Raw genomic sequence first — 26,948 nt, 5'->3', positions numbered from 1 at the left:
TCACGCCCTGCTCGCGCATCAGGCGCAGAATATGAATATTGGAGCAGGCCTTCTGGGCAAAACGCACCACGTCGAACTGATGCAGGGCGGCGATCTTCTCGCGGACGATCTGCGCGTCGTAGACCCACACCGGGCAGCCAAACTCGGCAGGCAGGCGCAGCAGGTTGTCGGCGTTCAAATCGGTATCAGTCTGGTTCAGCGGGCGTGGCATGGTCTTCTCCGGATAAATGCGTTTTGATGATTACGCCACAGCGCAAAGAGAATAAAAAATATCGTTTTATCGCGAGTCTATGCAAAAATGATATGGACAGTTCTCTGCTTTCAGGTGCCCTATGCCCGCCGTCAATTTACGCCATATCGAGATTTTCCACGCCGTGATGACCACCGGTAATCTCACCGAAGCCGCACAGATGCTGCATACCTCGCAGCCGACGGTAAGCCGCGAGCTGGCCCGCTTCGAGAAAGTGCTGGGGCTGAAGCTGTTCGAACGCACGCGGGGCAGGCTTCACCCGACGGTACAGGGGTTACGTCTGTTTGAGGAAGTCCAGCGCTCCTGGTACGGGCTGGACAGAATAGTGAGTGCCGCGGAAAGCCTGCGCGAGTTTCGCCAGGGCGAGCTGTCGATTGTCTGCCTGCCCGTCTTCTCGCAATCCTTTTTGCCGATGCTGCTCCAGCCCTTTCTGGCCCGCTATCCGGAGGTCAGCCTCACCATCGTGCCGCAGGAGTCTCCCCTGCTTGAAGAGTGGCTTTCGGCTCAGCGCCATGATTTAGGGATAACCGAGACCCTCTCCTCCCCAGCGGGCACGACGCGCACGGAATTGCTCTCCTTAGATGAAGTGTGCGTTCTGCCCGCCGGACATCGGCTTGCCGGTAAGGCGGTGCTCACGCCGGAAGATTTCCATGGGGAAAACTACATTAGCCTGTCGCAGACCGACAGTTATCGACAGCTGCTGGATACCCTGTTTGCCGAGCATCAGGTAAAACGGCGAATGGTGGTAGAAACGCACAGCGCGGCCTCGATTTGTGCGATGGTGCGCGCAGGCGTCGGCGTCGCGGTGGTTAATCCGCTTACGGCGCTGGACTATGCGGAAAGTGGAATTGTTGTGCGTCGGTTTAGCGTCTCGGTTCCTTTTACCGTGAGCCTAATCCGCCCATTGCATCGCCCGGCGTCGGCGCTGGTGGAGGCGTTCAGTGAGCATCTGCAAGGAGGGCTAAGTATGTTGACCGACCGGCTGAATAAGATGTTGAATCAGACGCCCCACTAAACAGCGGGCGCCTGAACACTCAGTTAAAACGTTTCGCAATAGCCGCTACACGCTCGCCGAATTTCACCGCGGTTTGCAGATCGCCGCTGGCAATGGCGCCAGCATCAGCATCTGAAGGAGACTGCACCAGTAAACCAACAGAACCGCCCAGATTATTAATGTCCTGACGGGTAGCGGCAAGCGTATTTGACGGCGGTAGCCCCAGGCTCACCCAAATCCCACCGTGTTGAGAGGCCAGCGTTTGCAGGTATTGTAACGACACCTGCTTATCACCGTTCAGGCTGGCGCTGTTGCTGAAGCCCGCGAACACTTTGTCCTGCCAGCTACGCACGAACCAGGCTTTAGAGGTCGCATCAGCGAATTTCTTAAACTGCCACGGTACGCTTCCCATGTAGGTTGGCGCGCCAAAAATAATCGCTTTAGCATCGTTGAGTTTTTGCCAGTCGCTTTCCTGAATATCGCCATTGCTGTCAATGGCGATCAGTTCAGCCTGCGCGCCCTCGGCGACTGTTTCTGCAACGCGTTTAGTATGACCGTAGCCAGAATAATAGATAACTACAACGCTCATGATTTATCTCCTGATGCAATATTGCCTTGTGAGTCAAACGATTAAGACGATTTTAAAATTGCTCTGCGAGCCCGTTGCCATTTTCGGTTCCCTGGTATCAAATAGAAACCTTACGTTGTTTTATACACGCAAATATTCACGGGCGTAAGAAGGCACTTTTATCTCACCTGGTTACCTCGAGGGAACCACCATGACCCCTACAGCAGTATTGAAAAAGGAGATGCCTCCTTACAACGTGTTCGATGAGCGCTGCCCGACACGCGGCGTGCTGACGCGTATCGCCGATAAGTGGGCACTGTTAATCCTTGCGCGCCTTGAGAATGGACCGATGCGCTTTAATCATCTTCAACGCGATATTCAGCGAATCACCAAAAAGGTGCTGACCCAGTCTTTACGCAAGCTGGAACGAGATGGGCTGGTGTCGCGAAAGATATTCGCCACGGTACCTGTCACAGTCGAGTACAGCCTGACACCGCTTGGCCAGACGTTAACTGAAACGGTGACGGTGCTGGCGCACTGGGTGGAAAATAATATTGATGCTATTGTGGCGGCACAATCCGCTTATGACGCCGCCAACACGTAACCAGAACCGGACGCTCAGGACAACATAAACGCCACGGCATCCGCAGCATGGATAGCGGTGGTATCAAATACCGGGAGAGGGCTTCGCTCAACGGGTACCAGTAAACCGATCTCCGTGCAGCCAAAGATCACCCCTTCGGCCCCCTGCTGCGCGAGTTTCTCGATGACGCTGACGTAGAAGGCGCGAGAGCTTTCGCTGAAGGTGCCAAGGCAGAGCTCGTCAAAGATAATCTGATTGATGCGCGCCCGGTCTTCTTCTTCCGGGATCAGACTTTCGATCCCAAACTCGCTGTGTAAGCGCCCGCGGTAGAAATCCTGCTCCATGGTGTAGCGTGTGCCCAGCAGCGCTACGCGGCGCATCCCGGATGCCGCAATTGCACGCCCGGTCGCGTCAGCGATATGCAGGAACGGCAGCGAGCAGCGGTTCTCAATATGCGACGCCACCTTGTGCATGGTATTGGTACACAGCACTACCCCCTCGGCGCCGGCCCGCTCAAGCCCGAGCGCCGCCTGGGCCAGGATCTCCCCGGCTTTATCCCACTCGCCGCTCGACTGGCAGGCTTCAATTTCATGGAAATCCACGCTGTGCAGGAGCAGGCTTGCGGAGTGCAGACCACCCAGACGCTGCTTCACCCCTTCGTTAATCAGGCGATAATAAGGGATTGTCGATTCCCAGCTCATTCCACCTAACAGGCCGATCGTTTTCATCATCCCTCCTTTTCGTTGATTTCTTCTTTTAACACAACCGATGCCAATAAAAAAAGGCGCTCTGTTCAGCGCCTTGTTAAACCAATATCGGTTATCGCCTGCATACGCTGGAATACGTAAACAGGCAATACGATCACACGCCGATGTTTCGCAGCTTCTCCCCGGCCATCAGCTTGCGCTCGATGTGTTCCAGCGTCACGCCTTTAGTCTCCGGGATCAGCCAGAACGTGATGCCAATAAACGCCACGTTCAGCACCGTATAGAGCCAGAACGTTCCCGCTGCACCAATCGCGTCCAGCAGCGTCAGGAACGTCGCGCCGATGATCATGTTCGACACCCAGTTGGTGGTCGTGGAGCAGGTGATGCCAAAGTCACGGCATTTAAGCGGCTGGATTTCGGAGCACAGGATCCACACTACGGGCGCGGCGCTCATCGCGTAGCCTGCGATACACATCATGGTCATCCCAACAGAAAGCCAGGAAAGTCCGCTGGAGGCCGTACAGTTATCAAACTGCATCAGGCAGTAACCGAGGATCAGCGTGCCGAGCGCCATCACGCTGAAGCCAATTTTGAGCGCCGGTTTGCGGCCCGCCTTGTCCACGGTGAATACGGCAATAAAGGTGGCGAACATGAAGGTCAGCCCGACCACCAGGGTGGCGATCATCTGCTGTTCCGTGGTGGTGAACCCGGCCATTTTGAATATGCGCGGCGCGTAGTACATGATGATGTTCATGCCGGTGAACTGCTGCATCGCCTGCAGCAGCATGCCGAGGAAGACCGCCCGGCGCACGTTGCGGTTGATTTTAAACAGCGCCCAGCCCCCCTGTTTGAGCTTCAGGCTTTCGCGGATCTCGTTCAGCTCTTCGCGGGCTTTTTCGGAGGTATCGCGCAGCATGCGCAGCACCTCTTCTGCCTCCACGTGGCGCCCTTTTTGCGCCAGCCAGCGCGGGCTGTTCGGCAGGAAAATCACTAAGACAATCAGCACCACCGCTGGCAGCGCCAGCACGCCAAGCATTGCGCGCCAGTTGCCGCTGTAGCTGAAGTACGTGTCAGACAGGAACGCCAGCACAATACCCAGCGTGACCATCAGCTGATACATGCTGATCATCTTCCCGCGCACGTTCTCACTCGCCATTTCGGAGAGATAAAGCGGTGCCGTATAGGAGGCAATCCCCACCGCCACGCCCAGCAGCACGCGGGAAAGCAGCAGAACCTCAACGTTTGCGGCAAACGCGGAGCCAATGGAGCCGGCGACAAACAGAATCGCCCCGGCCATCAGGCTGTATTTGCGCCCCAGACGAAACGAGAGCCAGCCGTTGAACAGCGCGCCGATGGCCGCGCCCAGCATCATGCTGCTCACCACCCACTCCTGCAGGCGGCTGCTCAGGGTAAAGTGATCGGTAATAAACGGTAATGCACCGGCAATGACGCCAATATCCAGTCCAAATAACAGGCCCGCCACGGCAGCGGCAATGGAGACAAACTGGTTCATGCGCCGGGTATCGCGCAGCGCAGCGGGCATCAGGGTAGAGTCATTTATAGATGTCATATTTTTCCTGCCTCAACAGCAAAATTCGTTAAATGAAATTACGAGATAGTGAAGAAAAGTGTCAGGCGGGAATTCGTGAAGATATGGATTATTTCGCTATGGCATCACGATCTGTGATGGACATTACAATTTCAACTAATGCTGAAATCGCACCGTTTTTTATTAATTACCTAATATTTAAGCGATAAAACTGTGATACGCGTCATTTATGAATTTTAAGTATGGATTTTTCATCTTATGTCATATGGATAATGGCAATTTTTAGCCAAAAAAAACCTCCACCCGAGGGCAGAGGTTCGTCATGCAGGTGGAATTAACGTGCCAGCCAGCCGCCATCAACCGCCACGGTGTAGCCGTTGATATAGTCCGATGCCGACGAGGCCAGAAAGACCACCGGCCCCATCAGATCGCGCGGAAGCCCCCAGCGCCCCGCAGGAATACGGTCGAGGATTTCCGCGCTACGCTGCTCGTCTGCGCGCAGCTGCTGGGTGTTATTGGTCGCCATGTAACCCGGCGCAATGGCATTCACATTAATATTATGCTTCGCCCACTCGTTTGCCAGCAGGCGGGTCACGCCCATCACGGCGCTTTTGGACGCGGTGTAAGACGGCACGCGGATACCGCCCTGGAACGAGAGCATGGAGGCAATATTCACGATCTTGCCGCCGTTCCCCTGGGCGATAAAGTGCTTTGCCGCCGCCTGGGACATGAAAAATACGCTCTTGATGTTCAAATCCATCACGTCATCCCAGTCGCGTTCGCTGAAGTTGATCGCATCTTCACGGCGAATCAGCCCGGCGTTGTTGACCAGAATGTTGATATGGCCGAATTCCGCCACCGCGCGATCCAGCAGTTCAGGAATGGCATCGATTTTACGCAGGTCGGCGGTCAGGCTCAGGAAACGGCGACCCAGCGCCGTCACGCGTTCGATGGTTTCCGTCGGTTCAACGATATTAATCCCGACGATATCGCAGCCCGCTTCCGCCAGGCCTAACGCCATCCCCTGACCCAGCCCGGTGTCACATCCGGAAACCACCGCCACTTTCCCCTGCAGAGAGAATGCATCCAGAATCATGTTTATTCCTTACTCTTTCAGAGCCTGTCACTCACAGGCAGGTTTATGCTTCACTGCCCGCGACTAGCGCAGATCGCTGACCGCAACATGGTCCATATCATCAAAGACCTGGTTTTCGCCCACCATTCCCCAGATAAAGGTGTAGGCTTTTGTCCCAACGCCGGAGTGAATAGACCAGCTCGGCGAAATAACCGCCTGCTCGTTGTGCATCACGATATGGCGCGTTTCCTGCGGCTGTCCCATCATGTGGAACACACAGGCGTCCTCATCCATGTTGAAGTAGAAGTAGACTTCCATGCGGCGCTCGTGGGTATGGCACGGCATGGTGTTCCACAGGTTCCCTGGCGCAAGCTCGGTCAACCCCATGCTGAGCTGACAGGTCTCCAGCACGTCCGGCACGAAGTATTTATTGATGGTGCGGCGGTTGCTGGTGAGGTTGTCGCCCAGCGTCACGGGCGCGACGTCTGCCGTGGTCACTTTTTTGGTTGGACAGGTGGTGTGAGCCGGCGCGCAGTTGTAGTAAAACTTCGCAGGCTTGCTGGCGTCGATGCTGGCAAAGACCACGTCTTTCGCCCCTTTACCTACGTACAGTGCCTCGCGATGGCCAATCTCATAGCACTGTCCGTCTACGGTGATGGTGCCCGGCCCGCCGATGTTGATCACCCCCAGCTCGCGACGCTCGAGGAAATAATTCACGCCCAGCTGTTTACCGACCTCGCCGCCCACGGAGACGGTTTTCGTGACGGGCATAATGCCGCCCACAATAATGCGGTCGATATGGCTGTAAACCATGGTGTACCTGTCGGCCTCGAATATCTGCTCGACTAAAAATGCCTTGCGCAGCCCCTGAGTATCCAGCGTTTTGGCGTGCGCGCTGTGGATGCTTTCTCTGACGTCCACGGTAACCTCCAGATGTGGTCATGCCCGAAGGCGGGAAGTAAAACGAAACAGCGTTCCGTTTTTCATAATAAGCACATACTATCGGCATAAAGTGAGCTTTTCAATTACATTTAAAACAACGTTTCATTTTTTATTTTTGTTTATAACGGAAATGATGTTCGGATCACAATTAAACCGACGGGAGAAAAAGGGCACAAAAAAACCTCCCGGAGGAGGTCTTTTCAATGAGGAAAGGTTAGCGTTCGATAGCCAGCGCCACCCCTTGCCCGCCGCCGATACAGAGCGTGGCAATCCCTTTGCGGGCATTGCGCTTTTTCATTTCGTGGACCAGCGAAACCAGGATCCGGCAGCCGGACGCCCCAATCGGGTGCCCCAGCGCGATCGCCCCACCGTTCACGTTAACCCGCAGCGGATCCCACTCCAGCATTTTTCCGACGGAGATCGCCTGCGCAGCATAGGCTTCGTTCACTTCGATCAGATCCACATCTGAAAGCTGCCACCCCGCACGCTCCAGACAGCGACGGGTGGCGTAGACCGGCGCGATCCCCATTAGCGCAGGATCAACCCCCACGCTGGCGAATGCCTTAATGCGGGCCAGCACGGGTAGATCGAGTTCGAGGGCTTTGCTTTCGCTCATCATCATGACGGCGGCAGCGCCGTCGTTGATGGAAGAGGCGTTTCCCGCCGTCACCGAGCCCTGCATTTCAAAAGCAGGATTCAGCCTGGCCAGCCCTTCAGCGCTGGCGTCGGTGCGCGGCTGTTCATCGGTATCCACAACCATCACCTCGCCGTTCTGACGCAGCGCGCTGACCGGGACAATTTCGTCGCGAAAACGACCGGAATCAATCGCCGCACGCGCTTTTTGCTGCGAGCTCAGCGCATAGGCATCCTGCACCTCACGGCTGATACCGTACTCGCGCGCCAGATTTTCCGCCGTCACGCCCATATGATAGTCATTGAAGGCATCCCACAGGCCGTCATGCACCAGGCTGTCGAGCAGCTGACTGTTGCCCAGCTGTGCGCCGGTGCGGCTGTCGGTCAACACGTGTGGCGCGCGGCTCATATTCTCCTGCCCGCCCGCAATGATCACGTCCGCCTCACCACACTGAATGGCCTGCGTCGCGAGATGCAGCGCTTTTAATCCTGAACCACAGACGTCGTTGATGGTGATGGCGGAGACGGTATTGGGCAGCCCGCCTTTCAGCGCCGCCTGACGCGCAGGGTTTTGCCCGGCACCGGCCGTGAGGACCTGTCCCAGAATCACCTCGTCAACTTCATGTGCTGCGATCCCGCTACGTTCCACCAGCGCTTTCACCACCACGCTCCCCAGGTCAACCGCCGAGTGACGCGCAAGCGCTCCCTGAAAACAGCCGATAGCTGTACGCAACGCACCCACTATTACGACATCTTTCATCACGACCTCTGTGTTAAATGACATGACGATAGTAGAGGATTGTTACTGGCAATTATCTTAATTGTTTAAAAATAGTGAGTTTAATCACAAGGATCAGCGTGCATCCTGCAGATACTGCCGCAGCCAGCTTCCGGCAACACCGGGAGGGGAGCGTTTATTCCACAGCAGATCGATGCCGATCGCCCGCGGCCAGCCGGGAACATTGAGCTGTACCAGGGATTTCGCGGCGGCAAACTCATCCACCAGCGCGCACGGCAAGACGCACCAGCCAAATCCCTGTACCGCCATACTCAAGAGTAACAGGTAATTCGGGGCTGACCAGACGGGCCCGCGCGCGATCTCCGCCTCGCGCTCAAGATAGGTGCTCAGCCGCAGCTCTCGCCAGCCGTGCAGCTCGTCACGCTGAACGTCATGTTGTCCGGCGAGCGGATGCGTAGTCGCGACATAGATCGCCATGCGGGTCTGCATCGGCAGCCGGATGGCGCCGATATCCGTAGGATAACCGTCTCGCGCCTCGGTGAGGCCAATCTGCGCGCGCTCCTTTTGCAGGAGATCGATCACGTCCTCCTCCTCGCCAATCAGACATTCGAATTCCGTATGGGGAAAGCGCGCGTCAAACTGTTTCATCATCTCTTCCAGCACGTCCGGGTTGAGGGTATCGGAAAGGACAAACGTCAGACGCGCCTCCGTTTGCGCCGATAGCGACACCGCCAGCTCATCCAGCCGCGTGCTGGCGGCGAGAATAGCCTGCACATAGCCCAGCACCTGTTCCCCCTGGGCCGTTAACACCGGCTGGCGTGCCGAGCGGTCAAACAGCTCGAAGCCCAGATCGGCTTCAAGATTGGCAATGGACGTGCTGACCGTCGACTGGCTTTTACGCAGCCGGCGTGCGGCCGCAGAGAAAGAGCCTGCCGCAACGGTCTCGACAAACGCGGTAAGGGCTTCGGGTGAATAGCGCATAACCTATCTACTTTAGCGATGGATACTATCTTTAATATATCAGCTTTAGCGATGAAAATAGGCCGCATCAACGCCGATACCGGTGAATAACGAGGTCTATCGCTATGCAACATCAGGATGCACTCCAACGTAAACTGCCGGAGCGGATCTTTCATGCTGTCTGTTTTGAAGGGATCGCGACGGCGATCCTCGCCCCTACGGCGGCGTGGCTCATGCAGCGTTCCGTGGTGGAAATGGGTGGGTTGACCATTATTCTGGCGACCACCGCCATGCTGTGGAACATTATTTATAACTTCGGCTTCGACCGTTTCTGGCCCGTTCAGCGCGTCAAACGTACGGCAAAAGTGCGTGCGTTGCATGCGCTGGGGTTCGAATGCGGGTTTATTGTGATTGGCGTGTCGATTGTCGCCGCCGTACTGGGCGTCACCCTGCTGCAGGCATTCACACTGGAAATAGGTTTCTTCCTGTTCTTCCTGCCGTACACCATGTTCTATAACTGGGCGTACGATTGCCTTCGCGAGAAATTTCTTAAGCGCCGCCAGCAACGACGCGCCCTGGCAGGCTAAACGCCTTCTGGCCGGACGTCCGTTCCGGCCAAACGCCTTCGAAGCAACTGCGCTCTCCGTGCATAACTATGGTAAATTGCACTCCATTCTGATGGTTTGATAGTTGATACGTTGCTCTAATGTCGAAAATTTGGTCAAAAGATGAGACTCTCTGGAGTTTCGCTCTCTACGGCACGGCCGTGGGCGCAGGAACGCTATTCCTGCCCATTCAGCTGGGCTCCGCAGGCGCAATCGTCCTGTTTATTACCGCCCTCGTGGCCTATCCCTTAACCTACTGGCCGCACAAAGCGCTGGCGCAATTTATCCTCTCGTCGAAAACGAAAGGCAACGAAGGGATCACCGGCGCCGTTTCGCACTATTACGGCCGGAAGATCGGCAACCTAATCACCACGCTCTATTTCATCGCCTTCTTTGTGGTGGTGCAGATTTATGCGGTGGCCATCACCAACTCGTTAACCGAGCAACTGGGAAAACACCTGACGGTGGATACCGCCGTTCGCGTGCTGGTCAGCCTGGGCGTGGTGCTGGTCCTGAATCTGATCTTCCTGATGGGACGGCATATCACGATAAAAGTGATGGGCTTCCTGGTGTTTCCGCTGATTGCCTATTTCCTGTTTGTCTCGCTCTACCTGATCGGCAGCTGGCAGCCCTCGCTGCTGACCAGCCAGATGGCCGTGGATCGCCATACGCTGCACCAGGTCTGGATTTCGATTCCGGTGATGGTGTTTGCGTTCAGCCATACCCCGATTATCTCCACGTTTGCCGTTGACCGCCGCGAGAAGTTTGCCGACGGCGCTATGGATAAATGCAAGAAAATCATGAAGGTGGCGTACCTGATTATCTGCCTGAGCGTGCTGTTCTTTGTCTTCAGCTGCCTGCTCTCTATTCCGCCGTCGTACATTGTGGCCGCCAAAGAGGAAGGGGTGACGATCCTGTCCGCGCTGTCGATGATGCCCTCTTCACCGGCGTGGCTGGGAATTTCCGGGATTGTCGTGGCGATAATTGCGATGTCGAAATCGTTCCTCGGCACCTATTTTGGGGTGATTGAAGGGGCGACGGAGATCGTGAAGTCGTCGCTCAATCAGGTAGGCGTGAAAAAGAGCCGCGCCTTTAACCGCGCGATTTCCATTATGGGGGTGTCGTTAATCACCTTTGCTGTCTGCTGCATTAACCCGAACGCCATTTCGATGATTTACGCCATCAGCGGCCCGCTTATCGCCATGATCCTGTTTATCATGCCGACGCTGTCGACGTATCTGATCCCCTCCCTGAAACCGTACCGTTCCATTGGCAACCTGCTGACGCTGATCGTCGGGGTGCTGTGCGTGTCGGTAATGTTCGTCGGCTAACCCCCCTTTCATGCCCGGCTCTCTGCCGGGCATGTCATTCAGTCTCGTCCCGTAACGTCCAGCGGAAAAGGTCTGTCCTGCACCACCGTTTTCATGACAAGCGTTGAGCGAAGATGCTGCACGCCAGGCATGGCGGAAAGCTTCTCGTCATAGAGCTTCTGGAAAGCGGAGAGGTCGCGGGTCACAACGTGCATCAGATAATCGGGATCGCCAAACAGACGCTGCGCCAGCACGATCTGCGGGATCTCCTCCACCGCCTCTTCAAACGCGCTAACCGCCTTTCGGTCCCCTTCTTTCAGCGTCGCAAAGACGATTGCCAGGAAGTTAAATCCCATTTTGGCGGGGTCGAGGCTGGCACGGTATCCCGTTATGGCCCCGCTTTGCTCCAGCGCCCGCACGCGACGATGGCAGGGCGAGAGGCTCAGATTGACCCGCTCAGCCAGCTCGGTAAGCGACAGGCGTCCATCAGACTGGAGCGCCGCAAGAATTTTTCGATCGATGCTGTCCATTTGGAAGATTTTCTCAATTTCACCGTGTTATGAGCATAACATTGAAAGCCTATTTCGCAGGGTTAACGATATTCTTTTTCGCAACGTTTAACGCACTGCGGGAGTTTTCAGAACGATGGAAATGAGTATTGTGGCCGGCTTTTGGGTGGTTTCGTTTCTGCTCATCATGACGCCAGGCGCCGACTGGGCCTACGCCATAAGCGCCGGGATTAACGGACGACGCGTGGTACCGGCGGTGCTGGGGCTGATGTCCGGGCATCTGTTAGCCACGCTCATTGTCGTGGCTGGCGTGGGGGTCGTGATTGCTCAACATCCGCTGGCGTTAACCGGGCTGACCCTCGCGGGGGCCGCGTATCTCCTGTGGCTCGGCATCGGACTGTTGCGTCACCCTGCCGCCCCGGAAAAGGCGAGCCACCACGCGGGAAACTGGCGACAGTGGGCGGTGAAAGGGCTCTGTATTAGCGGCCTAAACCCGAAAGTGTTTTTGCTGTTCCTGGCCCTGCTCCCGCAGTTTACAGACCCGACCGGGAGCTGGTCGTTAGCAATGCAGATGTCCACGCTTGGGATGATGCACCTTATCACCTGTACGCTGGTCTATCTGCTGGTGGGGTATGGTTCGAAAGCGGTGCTGGCGACCCGGCCACAGGCGGCGCGTCGGGTGAGCATGGCATCTGGAGGGATAATGGTGCTGATCGCGATGGTATTGCTGCTTGAGCAGGTAAGATAAAAAAACACCGGCCATCGCCGGTGTTATTTACGCCCGAATATCGTCATATTCCCGCGTTTTATCAAACTCATGTTTCGCGAACGGGCACAGCGGAATAATTTTGCGGTTCTCACCGCGCATCTTCTCCACCACTTTCGCCACCAGCTGTTTACCGACGCCCTGCCCTTTCAGGCTCTCATCCACATCGGTGTGCTCGATAATGCTCAGGTGCTCGCCGGTCGGCACGAAGACAATCTCCGCGACCTGGTTGCCGTTCGCATCATTCACGTAAAACTTGTTATGGCCTTCCAGAATATCCATGGTTCCTCGCTTATTTTTGGCGATACTTGAGCGCACCGCTCGGGCAGGTATCAATCACGCGGACAACCGTTTCAACGTCCACTTCATCGGGAATAATCCACGGTTTACGTTTCAGATTAAACAGCTTTGCGCTGCCACGCACGCAGTTACCGGAGTGTTTGCAGATCCCGGTGTTGAAGTAAACGTCAATTTTCTCGCCGGTATAGGCCCGGTAACCCGCATCCAGTAGCTCTTTATCCATGACATTGCCTCTGTAATTATTATCGTGCTGAATGAAGAATAGCCTGACGGGATCCTGATGGCTATAACGCCGAAAACGAAAAGCCAGGTCACAACTCTTTTCTTGCCAGATTGCGTCCGCTATTTGCCCATGTCAGGCTCGGCAAATGTCACTTTTACATAACATCCGCAGGTTGAATGAAACGCAGACTCTCTTTTCAGGTAAAGCTGTTTTTAGCGCTGGTGTGCTTCTCCTGCCTGCTGTTAGTTCTGCTGGGAACGATTCTGTTTCATTTTATTGACCGGCAGCTCCATCACGATCTCGGCCAGCGTGCCCGGGTTCAGGCCAGCCAGATCGCGCTAATGCCGGGTCTGGCGGCAATGGTTGCGGCCAGAGATATCCCCGGCATCGCCCGGTTAATCCAGCCGCTGCGCGCCGAAAGCGATGCCAGCTACATTGTGATTGGCGATACCGAGGAACAGCATCTCTATCATTCGGAATCCCCGGAGCGGATTAATTTACCGATGATCGGCGGAGATAATGCGGAGGTATTAAAGGGCAAAACCATTATTTCCGTGCGCCAGGGCGGGATTGGGGTTTCACTGCGCAGCAAAGCGCCGATCTTTAACGCGCAGCACCAGGTGATTGGTATTGTCTCGGTCGGCTATTTGACCTCCTATATTGCCAATATTAATGCCCGCATTCTCTGGCAGTCCGGGCTGTACGGCGCGGCTCTTCTGCTGCTGCTGTTTATGTTCTCCTGGCTGTTTACCCGCAATCTCAAAAAACAGATGTTCCGACTGGAGCCGAAAGATATCGCTCAGCTGGTTTTGCAGCAGCGCGCGCTCTTAGAAGCCATGTATGAGGGGGTATTTGCCGTCAATGAAGAGAAGCAGCTGATTTTAATTAACCGCGCCGCACGAGAAATGCTGGATATTCGGCAAAGTGAGAAAGCGCTTATTGGCAAACCGCTGGAAGACGTTCTGCAGACATCGCCGGGCTTTTTATCCCAGCGCTACGCCTCGGTGAGCGCTGGCCGCCACGACCAGATTGCCGTGCTGAACCAGCGCGAGGTGATCGTCAACCGGGTGGCGATTGAGGTCGAACCCGGCGTTGAAAGCGGCTGGGTCTACAGCTTTCGCGACAAAAATGACATCAACACCCTCAGCAGCCAGCTCAGTCAGATCAAGCGCTATGCCGATAACCTGCGCATTATGCGCCACGAGCAACTGAACTGGACCGCCACGCTGGTGGGCTTGCTGCAGATGAAACACTATGACGAAGCGATTCGTTACATCCAGGTGCAGTCCGAAGGCGCGCAGCGGGTGCTGGACTTTGTCTCCGCCCATTTTGCCTCTCCCGCGCTGTGTGGGCTGCTGCTTGGAAAATACGTCAGCGCGCGCGAAAAAGGCATCGAACTGCTGTTTGATCCCGCCTGCCAGCTCACCCGAATGCCCGCCACGCTCAACGAAACGGAGCTGATGTCCATTATTGGTAACCTGCTGGATAACGCGGTGGACGCGACCCTTAAGGCACCGGTCCCCGCGCCGGTGGAACTCTACATTTCTGACCGAAACCAGGAGCTGCTGATCGAGGTGGCCGACCGGGGCTGTGGGGTGGAGGATGCGATGAAGCCGCATATTTTCCGCCAGGGATTCAGCAGCAAACCGGAACGTGAAAACGACATTGTGGGCACCGAGCACGGTATTGGCCTGTATCTGGTGGCAGGATATATCGACAAGGCTGGCGGCAGCATTGAGATTGCCGACAACACGCCACAAGGGACTATTTTTTCTGTGTTTATTCCGAATGGGCTAAAGCATGACCCGAGCACTTGATGTTGTGATCGTTGAAGATGAGCCGCATCTGGCGGAGCTGCATCGCGAGTATATCGAGCAGAATTTTCATTTACGCGTGGTGGGTATCGCCGCGTCGATTGAGCAGGCATGCAGCCTGATTCGTCAGCATCAGCCGCGGCTTATCCTGCTGGACAACTATCTTCCGGACGGTAAAGGCGTGGAGCTCATCGATAACCCGCTGCTGAAAAGCTATGAGTGTTCGGTGATCTTCATCACCGCCGCCAGCGATATGCAGACCTGCAGCCACGCCATGCGCAGCGGCGCGTTTGATTACCTCATCAAGCCCGTCTTTTTCCAGCGCCTGCACGCTTCGCTGGAGCGGTTTATGCGCTTCATCCACACCGTGCAGCAGGTGAAGGTGGTCGACCAGCATGCGCTGGATCGCCTGTTTCATCTGCCAGCCGCGGAAGCCTCCGTAACGCCGTCCACAAAGGGCATTGAGCCCCAGACGCTGGAGCGGATTAAACGCCTGTTCGCCGAGCATCCCGACAGCGCGATGTCGGTTGAGGAGGTGGTGGAAAACGTGGGGATCAGCAAAACCACGGGGCGCCGTTATCTTGAATACTGCGTGGAGAGCGGGTTAATCAGCGTTGAAATGCTGTACGGCAATATTGGTCATCCTCGCCGGTTATACCGCAAAGCTCCCGATAAACCGTAATCCGCAACCGTTCGTTGGCTAACGTTCGCGGATTTTATGGTGTTAATTGCTGAAACGACGGCGACAATCACACTTCGGAATCATTGCCCTCGCCTCCCTATTGTCGGAGGCGCGCTTTACGCTATGTTGACAATTAGTTCCTCAAATGTAACTAAAAGGTTAACTATAATGTCGAACACGTTCCGAATTTCTCTGCTTACCGCTACCGTACTGTTCTCTGCTTCTGCACTCTCTGCCCTGCCGCAGGGGTATCCTGCTGAGTATCAAAAAGTGGTTGATGCCGCCACGAAAGAGGGCAAGGTTGTCATCTATTCCACCACCGACATCAAAGCTGCCGGCCCGCTGATCCAGGGCTTCGAAAAAACCTACCCGGGCATTAAAGTCGAATACAACGACATGAACAGCACTGAGCTGTACAACCGTTTCATTAGCGAACAGGCTTCCGGCGGCGTGAGCGGCGACGTGGTCTGGAGCTCCTCGATGGACACCGGCCTGAAGCTCGCCACCGACTACGCCATGGAGTACAAATCTCCGGAGCAAAGCCAGCTGCCGAAATGGGCGGTCTGGAAAGATAAGGCCTACGGCACCACCTATGAGCCGGTGGTCTTTATCTACAACAAGCGTCTGATCCCAGCTGGCGACGTGCCGGATTCTCACGCCGCGCTGGCGAAGCTGATTGCCAGCCAGACGGACAAATTCAAGAACAAAGTCACCACCTATGACATCGAAAAATCGGGTCTGGGCTTTATGCTTTCGGTGCAGGATCACAACGCCGATCCGAACTACTTTAAGACCCTGGCCGACGTCGCCAAAGGTGGCCTGTCGGTGCAGTCGTCTACCGGCACCATGATGGAGCGCGTCTCCTCCGGTGAAAACCTGATCGGCTTCAACATCCTCGGTTCTTATGCGGAAGCGCGTGCGAAGAACGATCCGTCACTCGGCATTGCCTATCCGAAGGATTACACCCTGGTGCTGTCGCGCGTGTCGTTCATCAGCCAGCAGGCGCAAAACAGCAATGCCGCGAAGCTGTGGCTGGACTACGTGCTGTCTGAACAAGGGCAAAACATTCTGGCCAATCAGGCGGACATCCCCTCCATTCGTAACGATATCGAAGGCAAGAACGATATCGACGGCCTGACCAAAATCCTCGGCAACGCGCTGAAGCCGATCCCGGTTGATGAAACACTGCTGGAATACCTGCAGCCGAAAAAACGCCTCGAGTACATCAAAGAGTGGCGTACCGCCGCCGGTAAATAAGCGTATGAGCGCGGCGCTGGCCGCCGCGCTCCCTTATCGACTGAGTTCGTTTTTCTGGGCTGCAATACCAGGGATACCCCATGAATACATTACGCAGAAAGTGGCAAAGCCTGCCGCGAGGCATCGTCGTGCTGATAACCGCCCTGGTTATCTACACGCCGCTGTCGTTTATCGTGATCCAGAGCTTCCTGTCCGCGCCGTTCTTTTCGCCGTCAAAAGAGTGGAGCTTTGAATCATTTGATTTTATTTTCACCGACCCCGATTTTTATAAAGCCCTGAAAAGCGGCTTTATTCTGGCTTTCGGGCTGGTCTTTATCTCTATCCCGCTGGGTGGCGTGCTGGCGTTTCTGATGGTGCGTACCGACCTGCCCGGTCGCCGGTTGATTGAGCCGCTGATCCTGGTCCCGATTTTCGTTTCACCGATGGTGCTGGGCTTCGGCTACGTGGTGGCCGCCGGTCCGGTGGGCTTTCTCTCCCAGTGGGCTGAGGCGCTGATTGGCTTTGTGCCGTGGAACATCTACGACATGTCGAGCATTGTGGTCATTGCCGGCCTGACGCACGTCCCGCACGCCTATCTGTATATCTCGTCAGCGCTGCGTAGCGTGGGCTCCGACGTGGAAGAAGCCGCGCGCACCGCGGGCGCGTCGCCCTGGCAGGTGATGACCTCCGTCAGCCTGCCGATGGTGCGCCCGTCCATTCTGTACGCCACCGTGCTGCTGTTCTTCCTGGGGCTGGAGGTGTTCGGCCTGATGCTGGTCCTCGGCGACCCGGAAGGCAACATGGTGCTGGCGACCTATCTCTATAAGCTGACGAACAAGATGGGTACCCCATCCTATAACCTGATGGCGGCGGTTGCCGTGGTGCTGATCTGCATCACCATCCCGCTGGTGATGCTCCAGCGTCGCCTGATGCGTACCGCCAACCGCTTCGTCACCATGAAGGGCAAGGCCTCGCAGGCCCGCGCGCTACCGCTGGGTAAATGGCGCTGGGTGGCTGGCGGGGTGATTGCCTTCTGGCTCACCGTCACCATCGGCGTTCCGCTGCTCGGCGTGGTGCTGCGCGCGTTTATCTCCAACTGGGGCGTAGGCGTTTCGCTGTGGGACGAGCTTTCTCTGAACACCTTCCGCACCATCTGGGCGCAGCCCAACCTGCTGCGCGCCATCGTCAACTCCATGGCGATTGGCGTCATTGGCGGCGCGCTGGCCGTGGTGTGCTACCTGTTTGTCGGCATTGCCATGCACCGTAAGCCGGACAACACCACGCGTTTCCTGGACTACAGCGTGCTGGTGCCGCGCGCCGTGCCTGGCCTGCTGGCGGGTCTGGCCTTCCTGTGGGTGTTCCTGTTCCTGCCGATGTGGCTGGATAACTCGCTGAAATCCGGCTGGCTTTCCGGGTTTGCCTGGACCGACTGGATGCGCGAAAACGTCATCGTCTGGCTGCGTTCGCTGCGCAGCACCATTTTCAGCGTCTGGCTGGCCTATACCGTGGTGTGGATGGCTTACGGGCTGAGGCTCATCTCTTCCACGCTGCTGCAGGTAGGGCCGGAGCTTGAAGAGGCAGCGCGCAGTACCGGGGCGACGCGCGGGCAGATCACCCGCCACGTCACCATTCCGCTCTCCCGCTACGGTCTGATCGGTTCGTGGCTGCTGATGTTCCTGATCTTTGAACGCGAATACTCAACGGGTGTGTATCTGCTTTCGCCCGGCACGGAGACCATCGGCTCGATGCTGGTTTCCCTCTGGGCCGCGGGTGCCATCGATATCGTGGCGGCGCTCTCTTTCATTAACATCCTGCTTGTCGTGGTAGGTCTGGGCATTGCCCTTCGTTTCGGAGTGAAAATACATGATTGAATTAGCGGTTGACGATCTGCACTTAACCTACGGCGACAATCCTGTTTTAAAAGGTGTCTCCATGAACCTGAAGCGCGGCGAAGTGGTCTCCCTGTTAGGCCCCTCCGGCAGCGGCAAAACCACCCTGCTCCGCGCCGTCGCGGGTCTGGAAAAACCGACCCAGGGGTCGATTGTGATTGGCAACAATAAAGTTTACGACGGCACGCCGCGCAGTGAGGTCCCGGCGGAAGAGCGTAACCTGGGGCTGGTATTCCAGTCCTATGCCCTGTGGCCGCACAAAACCGTGTTTGAGAACGTGGCCTATCCGCTCAAGCTGCGCAAAGTCCCGGCCAAAGAGATCCAGCAGCGCGTGCAGGACGTGCTGGACCAGCTTGGCCTGGGCCATCTTGGCAAACGTCACCCGCACCAGCTCTCCGGTGGGCAGCAGCAGCGCGTGGCGATTGGCCGTGCGCTGGTGTACAACCCACCGGTGATTTTGCTGGACGAGCCGCTTTCCAACCTCGACGCCAAGCTGCGCGAAGAGGCCCGCGTGTTCCTGCGCGAGCTGATTATCAAGCTCGGGCTGTCCGCGTTGATGGTGACGCACGACCAGAACGAAGCGATGTCCATTTCCGACCGCATCCTGCTGCTCAACAACGGCAAAATTGAGCAACAGGGCACGCCGCAGGAGATGTACGGCTCGCCGAAGACGCTATTTACCGCCGAGTTTATGGGCAGCAACAACCGCCTGCACGGCAAGGTCACCGAAGTGCGCGACGGCAGAGCGCGTATCGAAGGCAAAGGCTGGGTGCTGTGGGGCCAGGCGGGCGAAGGGGTACAGAGCGGTAATGACGCCACGGCGGTGATCCGCGTCGAGCGCGTCGCGGTGGTTGAGGGGCCAGGGGAAAATCAGCTTGAGCTACCGCTGCTCACCAGCATGTACCTCGGCGACCGCTGGGAGTACCTGTTCCGCACGGTGGGGGATGATTTTGTCATTCGCGCGTATGGGCATGAGGTGCGGGATCCGCAGCACTGCCATCTATCGCTGCCGGAGAAGCATGTTTGGGTGTTTCCGAAAGGGTGAATTTAAGAGGAAAAGGCTGCGGGATGCGGCCTTTTTTGCTTTGACAGAGTGAGAGCATGCAATCTACCTCTCAAATGTTACTTTTCCGTTGTCAGCAACGTCTGCACTTGCCTGGTTTACTGAGATTGCGGAATACCTAGGCTGCCGCAGATGGTGGCAGTGGCACGGCCGGTATCGCGCAGGAGTTTCGTGACGGCCATTACGTAATGGCGCCGCAGGCTGCCCCAGCTGTAGGACTCAGGGAAGCGGCCCCGAGCATGCCGGCGACAATGCCAAGGAACGAGGCCCTGGTCAGCCAACTACGGGCAAAGTTGAGGGAAAGCAGGTAGGACCGGGCAGGATTAACCGGGTCTTTACCTTCGGGCAGCATCGGCATGAAATTCTCATTGGGCAGAATGACAGTCGGCGACAGGTTAAGCGCAGGATCATTATCGGGTATCAGGACATTCAGGGCCCGTCCGGGGCGGAAGTCCTCCGGCGCGCTGCGTGAAAAATCGAGGTGAATGATTCCGAAAAGCGTACCGCAGAGAGTCTACTTTTCAAAGGTACATTTTAGTAAGTAAAAGAAAACATTCAGTATAAACACACCCTTAGCCTCGCGTGGTTGTTCAATAACTTAAAGGTTGTTTTATAAGCATGTAGTAACTTGTAGGATGTTACTTAAAAGGGCTTTGTTCATGATGATCCACAGAGAGAATAAAAGTATGTCGCGGGACCTCTAAAAAAGGACCTGTGTGGCCATGAGCTTCAGAACAGTTTGGCGCAGGTATACAGGTTAACTGCTTCAACTTCAGCCATTTCCCGCTTATGCTAAGAACATTCTTGCAGCGGTGTTCCGTGGTGCAAATATCTTTAAAGTAATGCTATTTTTCAGTTTGGAGAAACCATGCCTGTTGAACATATTCGTTTTAAAAACTTACGAAAACTTGCTTTCACCGATTCAACAAATGAGAAAAATCTACAAAACAATCTCTTAGAGCCGAATATGATTAATATATTCTGCGGGCCCAATGGAAGTGGAAAAACAACAATTCTGGATATTCTCAGAGTACTAAATGACCCTGAACTATTAAAAACGTTATCGCGAGAAAACATGCGCTCCAATAGCATTGGATCCTTCTATATACAACTTGAAAACGGTAAAAGCCTTACTGCGCTGTTTAGTTCGCGTACTTTTGGTAAGACTTACGCAGGGGTAATGGCAAAATGGAAAGAAGCCTCCATGCGTTATGGTAGCGTTATCGATTCAACAATGAGTGATGTCATTCCTTTTGGATATTCACTTACAATTAGCAGGCTCAGACAATCTGTATCAAGACGAGATACATACGGTCTTGATGGCCTCCCAATGACCAGAGTCCTTAAATATCTAAATTTAAATGCTCAATATTTCTCCGGAACTGCGGCATCTCCTTTAAAAGAAGATGCCTATAGATATGATTATCCTGATGTCATTAAGAATGATCATGCAAAAAAACACTGCTTCTCTTTATCGAAGTATGACCCAAATGCGCTGATGGTGTGGCTCAACGATGATGCAGGCCAGACCAATCAGGTGAAGATAGATGACCTCCCGGCAGGCTGGAAAGCACTTACAGGTTTGCTTACATGGCTGTCACTGCAGAAGAAAAATTCCATTTGTATTGTGGAAGAGCCTGAGGTTCATCTCCATCCCAAACTCCAGCGTATACTCGCGACGCAAATTCAGGAGATCGCAACTAGAAAATCCCTGCAACTGTTTATCAGTACCCATTCAACTGTATTTCTCGATTTTGAAATCTGGAAAGAAAATGCAGCCAACCTTTATATTACAGATGGGTCGGGAGTGAAGGAATTTAGCCGCTCGGCTGAGTTGCTTTCTATGTTAGGTATTCGCCCAGGAGATGTTTTTCATGCAAATGGTGTCATCTGGATAGAAGGGCCCAGCGATCGCATTTATATTAAGCATTGGTTAAAACTTTATTGTTCTGAAAAACAGTTACCGGTACCTGTAGAGAATGTTCATTATATGTTCGTACTATATGGTGGAGCGTTAATGAAACATCTTTCTGCAGACCAAAGCGATATGATCCAGACGGTGGCTGTAAATAGGAATGCAATTTTTGTTGCTGATAATGATAATGATTACGATGCTAAGGAACCATTAAACCCTATTCTTTTGAATAACAAGAGTTATAAAGAAGGTATTCGCATTAAAATTCCGACATGGATTACACAAGGTTATACAATTGAAAACTATCTGCCAGAAAATCTCAGAAAAAATTTCTTTGATGAGACCGGTAATAAACTGAAAATAAATAAAAGCAAAACTAAAGTTACTGTCGCAAATATTTTCGAAAAGGAAGTTAAATGTTTCGAAGATAGCTTCGACAAAAAATTAAATTTAATTGATATGGTTGAGTGGATCTACATGAATATAGTCTCGTGGAACTCTGTGTAAGGAATCACTTCCCTGTTTAAGTCAATGAACGAGAATTCAGGAATCAAGCGAACGATGATGGTGTGGTGGAGCAATGTCAAGTAAGATGTGCATTGCTGCACACCTTCTAATCTCCATCATTTTGCATCAACAGCTCTTACGAGTAGCTTCCAGGTATTGTTTGCGTGACCTTTTTCATCACAATTACTGCATGGTGGAAGTTTGGTACATTGCCGATTAATCAAATCTTCATAACCACATGCCTGGCAGCGATAGATGCCAGCCCAGTCAGGGTTTTCTCCTGGTTTCCAGATTTTCTCATATCTGGAATTTACTTCTTTTCTTTCATTTTTAATTACATGTTCACTATCGATGTACCAAGCCATTCTACTGTCCTTTAAGTTAGATGGGTGAGTTACCCATAGATAATGTGGGAGTAAATGTATTGTTTTTCAATAGGGGAGACACATCAGATATGGAAAAATGTCAATAATGGACATAAATAATCGAGTTAATAGCAATTACTTAGACAATATCAAGATAAAAATAAGAATCATTCACTGGCTTAGCATTCACGTCACCTCTGATTAGTTGGGTTATTTTGCTTACTAAATCATGATTGATGAAGATTTGATGATTGCTAAGGGAATGAGAAATGGCAAATTCAACCAGCATGAAAAAATATTACTCAGTATTACCAAGCATCCCGAGTAACAGCAGGTGCTTAAAGGAATTTGTTACTGAAACACCTGAATAACCTAAAATTTACTCGGATTTCATTTGGCCATCTTCGGCAATAGTTCAGATGAAGGGAGGATATCCCTTCATAATATTCATTCCTGTGAAAGTCTTATAGATGCTTTGTCTCTAGGGAATACGCTGGCGCTAAGGCTATATAATCCTGAGGGATCACCACCCAGGATAATCATTACAGGCTCCGGGCATTGGTAATTAGGGTTTGATGATATATTTTTCATAGACACGAAATCGTCAGGGCTGGGTTCTGGAGAACCTCCTGGATGAAAATGCCACTCGCCAACGTAGTATTCCCCTGTTTTCCAACGAGAATCAAGCAATGGTTTCAGCCCTTTGATCCCTCGCTGAAATGTTGTTCTTCCAGCAAGGGAGTCATCGGGCCTCGCTGTGGCTTCTACAATAAAAGCGGTAGAACCGTCTTCACTATACGAACCTATTAAAATACCGCCGGTTTCATGCTCACCTGCCTTGATACATTCATCTATCATTCTCTGCAGTGAAGAGGAACTGAGATTGACTGCATAATCTTCACTTACGCAGGAAAACATCAAATCTTTAATATTCATAGCGTTGCCGCTCGATTGTGCCATCTGGCATTTGCTTAAAATATTCATACACTCTCCCTGGTGCGCTGACAACCCTGCAAATAAATTTTGTACTTATAGCAGCCCATAAATGTACGTCGTCTGCCCGGGCAGGAAAGACCGGATGCCAGCAACCTACACCTTCAACTCTGGCATCATTTAAGTCGATTTCAGGTGAAGGGGAATTTCTGAAATGGGTTGTAGCATCTATGACAGGAAAGATTGTTTCACTGGCTGCATAAGCGAAGAGACCTTCTGCTCTCCAGGTCATAGCCAGACTGACGAATACTTTCTCGCGTTGCCAGTCAAAACTGGCCAGCGCTTGAAGTACGTTGTCTTCCCCTGTGCAATCAATAATCACTTCATATTTTCGCAGAGAGCTTTTTACAAACTCACTAGCTGGCGGAAAATCATATTCAAAAGAACGCGCATTTGCGTCCGGCAAAATACGGTTGAGATGGTCAACCAGTGCCGAAGCTTTATTATGACCTACCGCTGTCATGGTGAGAGCATGACGGCTAAGGTTACCGGTTTGGATGTGGTCTGAGTCGAGGATCCCAAGAGATACAACTCCGATGCGCATCAGGTTTTCTGCTATTATGCTTCCAAGCGAACCAGCACCTATAATCAGTATTTTTTTGCTTCGAATGTCATTGCTTGCTTCACCTCGGGTTCTGAGCTGGTCAGAAGCCCAATTTTGTGCCCGCACCCATTTTATGGGTTCCTGCGACAATGGCTGTTCGCGATCCCATGCTCTCCGGTTGCGTTCTGTAGGGCGAAATCCATTACGTGTGGTCGCTTTGCCACTAATGCCGGTTAAGCGTAGCGCCAGCCATTGAATGCGCTGAGGCTCTTCCCCAACTTTATCCTGTAGCGGGAATCCGAGCATAAGTATCCCAGGATTGCGTCGGCGAAGTGATTTCCTTATAGAATGACCAATTTCAGCAAAGAGGTCGGGAAGAGAAAAACCCAGCTCTTCAATGCACTGATTAAGTTCCTTCCAAGTTCTCGGGGCCTGCCATGGTTTGATGAGGGGGAGTGCAGGTAGCATAAACCAGATGGTATCTTTGAACCGGGCCCTTTTGCGCATAAATGGAGACCATTCTGTCGTCCGGAGTAACCTCTCATCGTTATCAAAATACTCTCGAATGTAACGTGTTCCTCGCGCACCTGGCAAACTGCTACTACTGGCATATCCCCATTTTCCAGACATGGATTGCCAATAGGCCAGGTCATGAGACTCTTCTATGAATCCGATCAGTGAAAACCGAGACTGCCCAAAGAAGGCAGGTAATTCCATTGGGTCACCTCTGGAAACCAGATTCCCCAACGCAGCTGCGTCGATCCAGTGCAACAGTCGGCTAAGCCGCCAGCTAACTCTGGCAGTTAGTTCTTCTGGCTCATCCCCCCATTGGTAGCGTCCGAACACTGCAGGAGTATTCTCAAGACACGGATTACCAGTGGCCCAGGATTGCTGAGCCCCTTCCGTAAAGTTGTAGCTCTGATGTTGAAATGTAGCCGATATTCCATCTTTTTTATCGGGATACATTTCAATCCGTATGTGAGTGCCTTCCTGCCATAACACAAGATGCCAAACGCTGAAGTCTGGCATAAAATGCGATGGGGGGACCGACAGTTGTGCTGTAAATTTCAGCGACCATGTTTTGCCTTTTGAAAACACCCAAGCATTGTTAGTTTGCGTCCTGGGATCTGCATTGATTAAATCGAAGATAATCTGCAGTTCATAAGGTTCCTGTTGTACAACTGTAGTCAAGCGAACCGCCCTGTTTTCTGAGGTTCTGCCGGTCTGGTTGGCGCAGTAAACCCGCCGCTACGATCTCCACCCTGTGGGCCAGGCAAAGGGAAACTAGTGCCAAAAAGTTTCTGCCAAAGTTCACCGCTTTCTTTTGGATCAGTTGATGCCAGCGCTTTGCGCGCAATGATGGCAGCCTCTGCTAATCCTTCATAAAATAGACAGAAGTCCTCAGCTGATAAGCGCGCCAACACGTCATGTTCTTCAACACCATGGTCTGAAAGCGACGGTTTACTTCCTTTGTTATAAAAAGATTCCCACCGTATTAAGAAGGTGTCAATGAGCTGAACCAGACCTTTTGCCATAGAGGGTGTGTTATCATTCAGAGCATTACCAATCAAATGTTCGAGGGGATACCCTTTGGGGTATTTAGGTAGATTATCGGTATTTTGTTGTCTCCACCACTTTACTGCCCTGACGATGTTTATGTAATGGCCGTTACAAGCACGGTTTTTCTCTGCAGTCCATCTGATCTGGGCAAGAGGATGTGTTCTGCCCCACTTATTCTCGTCCCTGTCCGGGAGTAGTAAAGGGTGTACTTTCCATTCAGAAGCGGGTGCATCCTGGACACTGGCAGAGTTTGACTCAAACAGGCCGCCTCCGCTTGGCTTCCAGTTTTTGTTAAGCCGCCAGTCGTTCTGTTCTTCTAGTGAGTTTACGGTCAGAACCGACTCTGAACGGTAGAGCTGTAAAAGTCCTTGTTTTTCTTCCCCGGATGCCGGAATTGCTGTTATGACAAGATCCAGTTCAACATAAGAGAGGGTGATCCCAAAAGATCGACCTTGTGGCTCCCATTTTCCCGGATAATACTTTTCAAGAAATGGTACGAACATGTCCATTGCCTCTGTGGGGGCAGTTTGGATAGGGTCAAGGTTAGTTACAACAACGATATCAACATCCGGACGCTTACCGTTTAATGGTTTGATGGCTGTTGAACGCCGGATACTTCCCTGGAGAAAAGTAGACACAACAATGTCTTTCAAAGGTTCATAATTGTTCAGCCTTTCCCGTAGGGTTTTGGCCCCGCCTTTCCAGTCTTCTTTTTGATTATCCGAAGGTCTGATATTTGTTAAAAATTCACTAAATTGTGGATTAAGTTCCATCGTGATTAAACCCTGAATGAAGGAATATATGAGGCATGGATCTGACGATTAAAGTCATATTCGTAAAAAATGCAGGTTCCCATATAATCTGTTTGCTGGCCTACAAAGAAATTAACGGCATTTGGGGCTGCGCTAAAAATATGCACTGTTGCCCCAAAGGGAACCCTGGCTTCTCCAAAAGCACGTGCAACACTTTCCGCAACGTCGGATGCGTGTGCACCACTTGTTATTGACTGGAAGCCAAACCCATTTTCCGGGACAAAGTGTAAAATTCGACCTACATCTGGCAGGTTTGCCGCAATGTAATCGCGTGCGTCTGGTAGGGCATTCCTTGTAATGCTGAGGACGATCGCAATATCCTGACCTTCACCTGGAGTTTCTGTGTTGACTGTTGTGAGTCGAACTTCCCCACCGTCATTGGCATTCCAGACTGAGGTCGAAGCCTTTCCCTTTTGTACTAACTCAACAGCTACATTTGACTTAGCTCCGAGGCATTTCCCAGCGAGCATAGCAATGGAAGTGTGAACATCGAGAAAAAGCCTGATTCTTTTTCCCCTTTGAGATTGTCTGATTTTTTCAAGAAATTCTGCTACTACTGGCTGAATTGAGTCAGCCCACTCTATGCCCGGAACAGGAAACCTACCGTCAAAATATTGCAGGAGTGAAAGAGTATTTTCCGGAGATGCATCCAGTGTCTCAAATGGACCATCCCTGTATGATCGGATGGCGACCGCATTGTACTCCTCCAAAGGATATTGTTGTAACAGGTTTTCCGCTACACACATCTCTTCAAACTGGGCTCGGTCAAATTGATATTTGAATCGCCACGGGTTTAACAGACACCTCAGAGTCATTTAAGATGACTTAAAGAGAGGTCCCCATGAGCGGTAAGCG

26 protein-coding genes and 1 pseudogene are annotated in these 26,948 nt (G+C 53.0%); 11 read left to right on the top strand and 16 right to left on the bottom strand.

All coding sequences use genetic code 11. The features are described 5' to 3' along the window. Positions 1-211, bottom strand: a pseudogene (locus tag LJA86_RS16590) (diaminopimelate decarboxylase); the annotation flags it as partial. Between the two features lie 121 nt (positions 212-332). On the opposite strand from LJA86_RS16590, the gene LJA86_RS16585 reads away from it, so the two are divergent. Beyond that, the gene (locus LJA86_RS16585; RefSeq protein ID WP_126534000.1) at positions 333-1,265 is read left to right on the top strand and encodes a LysR family transcriptional regulator; all 933 of its coding nucleotides are present in this window, start codon (positions 333-335) and stop codon (positions 1,263-1,265) included. A gap of 19 nt (positions 1,266-1,284) precedes the next feature. On the opposite strand, the gene LJA86_RS16580 is transcribed toward LJA86_RS16585, so the two are convergent. Then, positions 1,285-1,833, bottom strand: a complete 549-nt coding sequence (locus tag LJA86_RS16580) for a flavodoxin family protein (protein ID WP_045909897.1) — start codon at positions 1,831-1,833, stop codon at positions 1,285-1,287. A gap of 190 nt (positions 1,834-2,023) precedes the next feature. Here LJA86_RS16580 and LJA86_RS16575 point away from each other — a divergent pair, with 190 nt between their 5' ends. Continuing rightward, entirely contained in the window at positions 2,024-2,416 is a 393-nt protein-coding gene (locus LJA86_RS16575; RefSeq protein WP_074180413.1) for a winged helix-turn-helix transcriptional regulator, read from the top strand. 14 nt (positions 2,417-2,430) lie between these two features. On the opposite strand, the gene LJA86_RS16570 is transcribed toward LJA86_RS16575, so the two are convergent. The 6 genes from LJA86_RS16570 to LJA86_RS16545 form a co-directional block, all read right to left on the bottom strand. Next, positions 2,431-3,123, bottom strand: coding sequence for an aspartate/glutamate racemase (locus LJA86_RS16570; protein WP_229226519.1), 693 nt, complete (start codon positions 3,121-3,123; stop codon positions 2,431-2,433). Between the two features lie 133 nt (positions 3,124-3,256). Beyond that, positions 3,257-4,672 (bottom strand): sugar porter family MFS transporter, encoded by a 1,416-nt coding sequence (locus tag LJA86_RS16565; protein WP_229226442.1) that lies wholly within the window; start codon positions 4,670-4,672, stop codon positions 3,257-3,259. A gap of 313 nt (positions 4,673-4,985) precedes the next feature. Next, complete coding sequence (kduD, locus tag LJA86_RS16560) at positions 4,986-5,747, bottom strand: 2-dehydro-3-deoxy-D-gluconate 5-dehydrogenase KduD (RefSeq protein WP_229226441.1); 762 nt, start codon at positions 5,745-5,747, stop codon at positions 4,986-4,988. 63 nt (positions 5,748-5,810) lie between these two features. Then, positions 5,811-6,647 (bottom strand): 5-dehydro-4-deoxy-D-glucuronate isomerase, encoded by an 837-nt coding sequence (kduI, locus tag LJA86_RS16555; RefSeq protein WP_045909902.1) that lies wholly within the window; start codon positions 6,645-6,647, stop codon positions 5,811-5,813. A gap of 235 nt (positions 6,648-6,882) precedes the next feature. Beyond that, positions 6,883-8,061: an acetyl-CoA C-acetyltransferase gene (locus LJA86_RS16550; protein ID WP_045415627.1), complete on the bottom strand. Its 1,179-nt coding sequence runs from the start codon at positions 8,059-8,061 to the stop codon at positions 6,883-6,885. Positions 8,062-8,154: 93 nt separating this feature from the next. After that, complete coding sequence (locus LJA86_RS16545; RefSeq protein ID WP_048029146.1) at positions 8,155-9,021, bottom strand: LysR family transcriptional regulator; 867 nt, start codon at positions 9,019-9,021, stop codon at positions 8,155-8,157. 104 nt (positions 9,022-9,125) lie between these two features. On the opposite strand from LJA86_RS16545, the gene LJA86_RS16540 reads away from it, so the two are divergent. Both LJA86_RS16540 and LJA86_RS16535 read left to right on the top strand, forming a co-directional pair. Continuing rightward, positions 9,126-9,587 (top strand): multidrug/biocide efflux PACE transporter, encoded by a 462-nt coding sequence (locus LJA86_RS16540; RefSeq protein ID WP_023333288.1) that lies wholly within the window; start codon positions 9,126-9,128, stop codon positions 9,585-9,587. Between the two features lie 119 nt (positions 9,588-9,706). Further along, the gene (locus LJA86_RS16535; RefSeq protein ID WP_229226440.1) at positions 9,707-10,936 is read left to right on the top strand and encodes an amino acid permease; all 1,230 of its coding nucleotides are present in this window, start codon (positions 9,707-9,709) and stop codon (positions 10,934-10,936) included. Between the two features lie 38 nt (positions 10,937-10,974). Here LJA86_RS16535 and LJA86_RS16530 read toward each other — a convergent pair whose 3' ends face one another. Continuing rightward, a complete protein-coding gene (locus LJA86_RS16530) occupies positions 10,975-11,445 on the bottom strand; it encodes an Lrp/AsnC family transcriptional regulator (protein ID WP_008499685.1) in 471 nt (156 codons plus the stop codon). 115 nt (positions 11,446-11,560) lie between these two features. On the opposite strand from LJA86_RS16530, the gene LJA86_RS16525 reads away from it, so the two are divergent. Next, complete coding sequence (locus tag LJA86_RS16525; protein ID WP_048029141.1) at positions 11,561-12,172, top strand: LysE family translocator; 612 nt, start codon at positions 11,561-11,563, stop codon at positions 12,170-12,172. Positions 12,173-12,199: 27 nt separating this feature from the next. Here LJA86_RS16525 and LJA86_RS16520 read toward each other — a convergent pair whose 3' ends face one another. Both LJA86_RS16520 and yjdI read right to left on the bottom strand, forming a co-directional pair. Beyond that, a complete protein-coding gene (locus LJA86_RS16520; RefSeq protein WP_008499687.1) occupies positions 12,200-12,472 on the bottom strand; it encodes a GNAT family N-acetyltransferase in 273 nt (90 codons plus the stop codon). Positions 12,473-12,482: 10 nt separating this feature from the next. Then, positions 12,483-12,713 carry a 4Fe-4S mono-cluster protein YjdI gene (yjdI, locus tag LJA86_RS16515; protein WP_008499689.1) on the bottom strand — a complete coding sequence of 77 codons (231 nt, stop codon included), beginning with the start codon at positions 12,711-12,713 and terminating at the stop codon, positions 12,483-12,485. Between the two features lie 176 nt (positions 12,714-12,889). Between yjdI and LJA86_RS16510 the strand changes: the two genes are divergently transcribed. The 6 genes from LJA86_RS16510 (at position 12,890) to LJA86_RS16480 (ending at position 21,819) form a co-directional block, all read left to right on the top strand. Continuing rightward, positions 12,890-14,530 (top strand): ATP-binding protein, encoded by a 1,641-nt coding sequence (locus tag LJA86_RS16510; protein WP_229226439.1) that lies wholly within the window; start codon positions 12,890-12,892, stop codon positions 14,528-14,530. After that, positions 14,514-15,209, top strand: coding sequence for a response regulator (locus tag LJA86_RS16505; RefSeq protein ID WP_023326016.1), 696 nt, complete (start codon positions 14,514-14,516; stop codon positions 15,207-15,209). Before LJA86_RS16510 ends, LJA86_RS16505 begins: the two co-directional genes overlap by 17 nt. 168 nt (positions 15,210-15,377) lie before the next feature. Beyond that, positions 15,378-16,466: an ABC transporter substrate-binding protein gene (locus tag LJA86_RS16500; protein ID WP_111967503.1), complete on the top strand. Its 1,089-nt coding sequence runs from the start codon at positions 15,378-15,380 to the stop codon at positions 16,464-16,466. Positions 16,467-16,546: 80 nt separating this feature from the next. Beyond that, positions 16,547-18,316 carry an ABC transporter permease gene (locus LJA86_RS16495; RefSeq protein ID WP_008499693.1) on the top strand — a complete coding sequence of 590 codons (1,770 nt, stop codon included), beginning with the start codon at positions 16,547-16,549 and terminating at the stop codon, positions 18,314-18,316. Continuing rightward, positions 18,309-19,379 carry an ABC transporter ATP-binding protein gene (locus LJA86_RS16490; RefSeq protein ID WP_039265500.1) on the top strand — a complete coding sequence of 357 codons (1,071 nt, stop codon included), beginning with the start codon at positions 18,309-18,311 and terminating at the stop codon, positions 19,377-19,379. Before LJA86_RS16495 ends, LJA86_RS16490 begins: the two co-directional genes overlap by 8 nt. An 886-nt stretch (positions 19,380-20,265) precedes the next feature. Then, positions 20,266-21,819, top strand: coding sequence for an ATP-dependent nuclease (locus tag LJA86_RS16480; protein ID WP_229226438.1), 1,554 nt, complete (start codon positions 20,266-20,268; stop codon positions 21,817-21,819). Between the two features lie 116 nt (positions 21,820-21,935). Here the strand turns inward: LJA86_RS16480 and LJA86_RS16475 are convergent, their stop codons facing one another. From LJA86_RS16475 to LJA86_RS16455, 5 genes are all read right to left on the bottom strand, one after another. Further along, entirely contained in the window at positions 21,936-22,184 is a 249-nt protein-coding gene (locus LJA86_RS16475; RefSeq protein ID WP_229226437.1) for a hypothetical protein, read from the bottom strand. Positions 22,185-22,631: 447 nt separating this feature from the next. Next, a complete protein-coding gene (locus tag LJA86_RS16470) occupies positions 22,632-23,168 on the bottom strand; it encodes a Mov34/MPN/PAD-1 family protein (RefSeq protein ID WP_229226436.1) in 537 nt (178 codons plus the stop codon). Next, positions 23,110-24,912, bottom strand: a complete 1,803-nt coding sequence (locus LJA86_RS16465) for a ThiF family adenylyltransferase (RefSeq protein ID WP_229226435.1) — start codon at positions 24,910-24,912, stop codon at positions 23,110-23,112. Before LJA86_RS16465 ends, LJA86_RS16470 begins: the two co-directional genes overlap by 59 nt. Continuing rightward, a complete protein-coding gene (locus LJA86_RS16460; RefSeq protein ID WP_229226434.1) occupies positions 24,909-26,054 on the bottom strand; it encodes an SMODS domain-containing nucleotidyltransferase in 1,146 nt (381 codons plus the stop codon). Before LJA86_RS16460 ends, LJA86_RS16465 begins: the two co-directional genes overlap by 4 nt. A gap of 5 nt (positions 26,055-26,059) precedes the next feature. After that, entirely contained in the window at positions 26,060-26,839 is a 780-nt protein-coding gene (locus LJA86_RS16455; protein WP_229226433.1) for an SAVED domain-containing protein, read from the bottom strand. Positions 26,840-26,948: the final 109 nt, after the last annotated feature.

This window comes from Enterobacter sp. TCD1-1 (genome assembly GCF_020567405.1).
GTDB classification, from domain to species: Bacteria; Pseudomonadota; Gammaproteobacteria; order Enterobacterales; family Enterobacteriaceae; genus Enterobacter; species Enterobacter quasiroggenkampii.
Note: the sequence above shows the minus strand (reverse complement) of the source record. Positions and strands in the feature narration are given on the sequence as shown.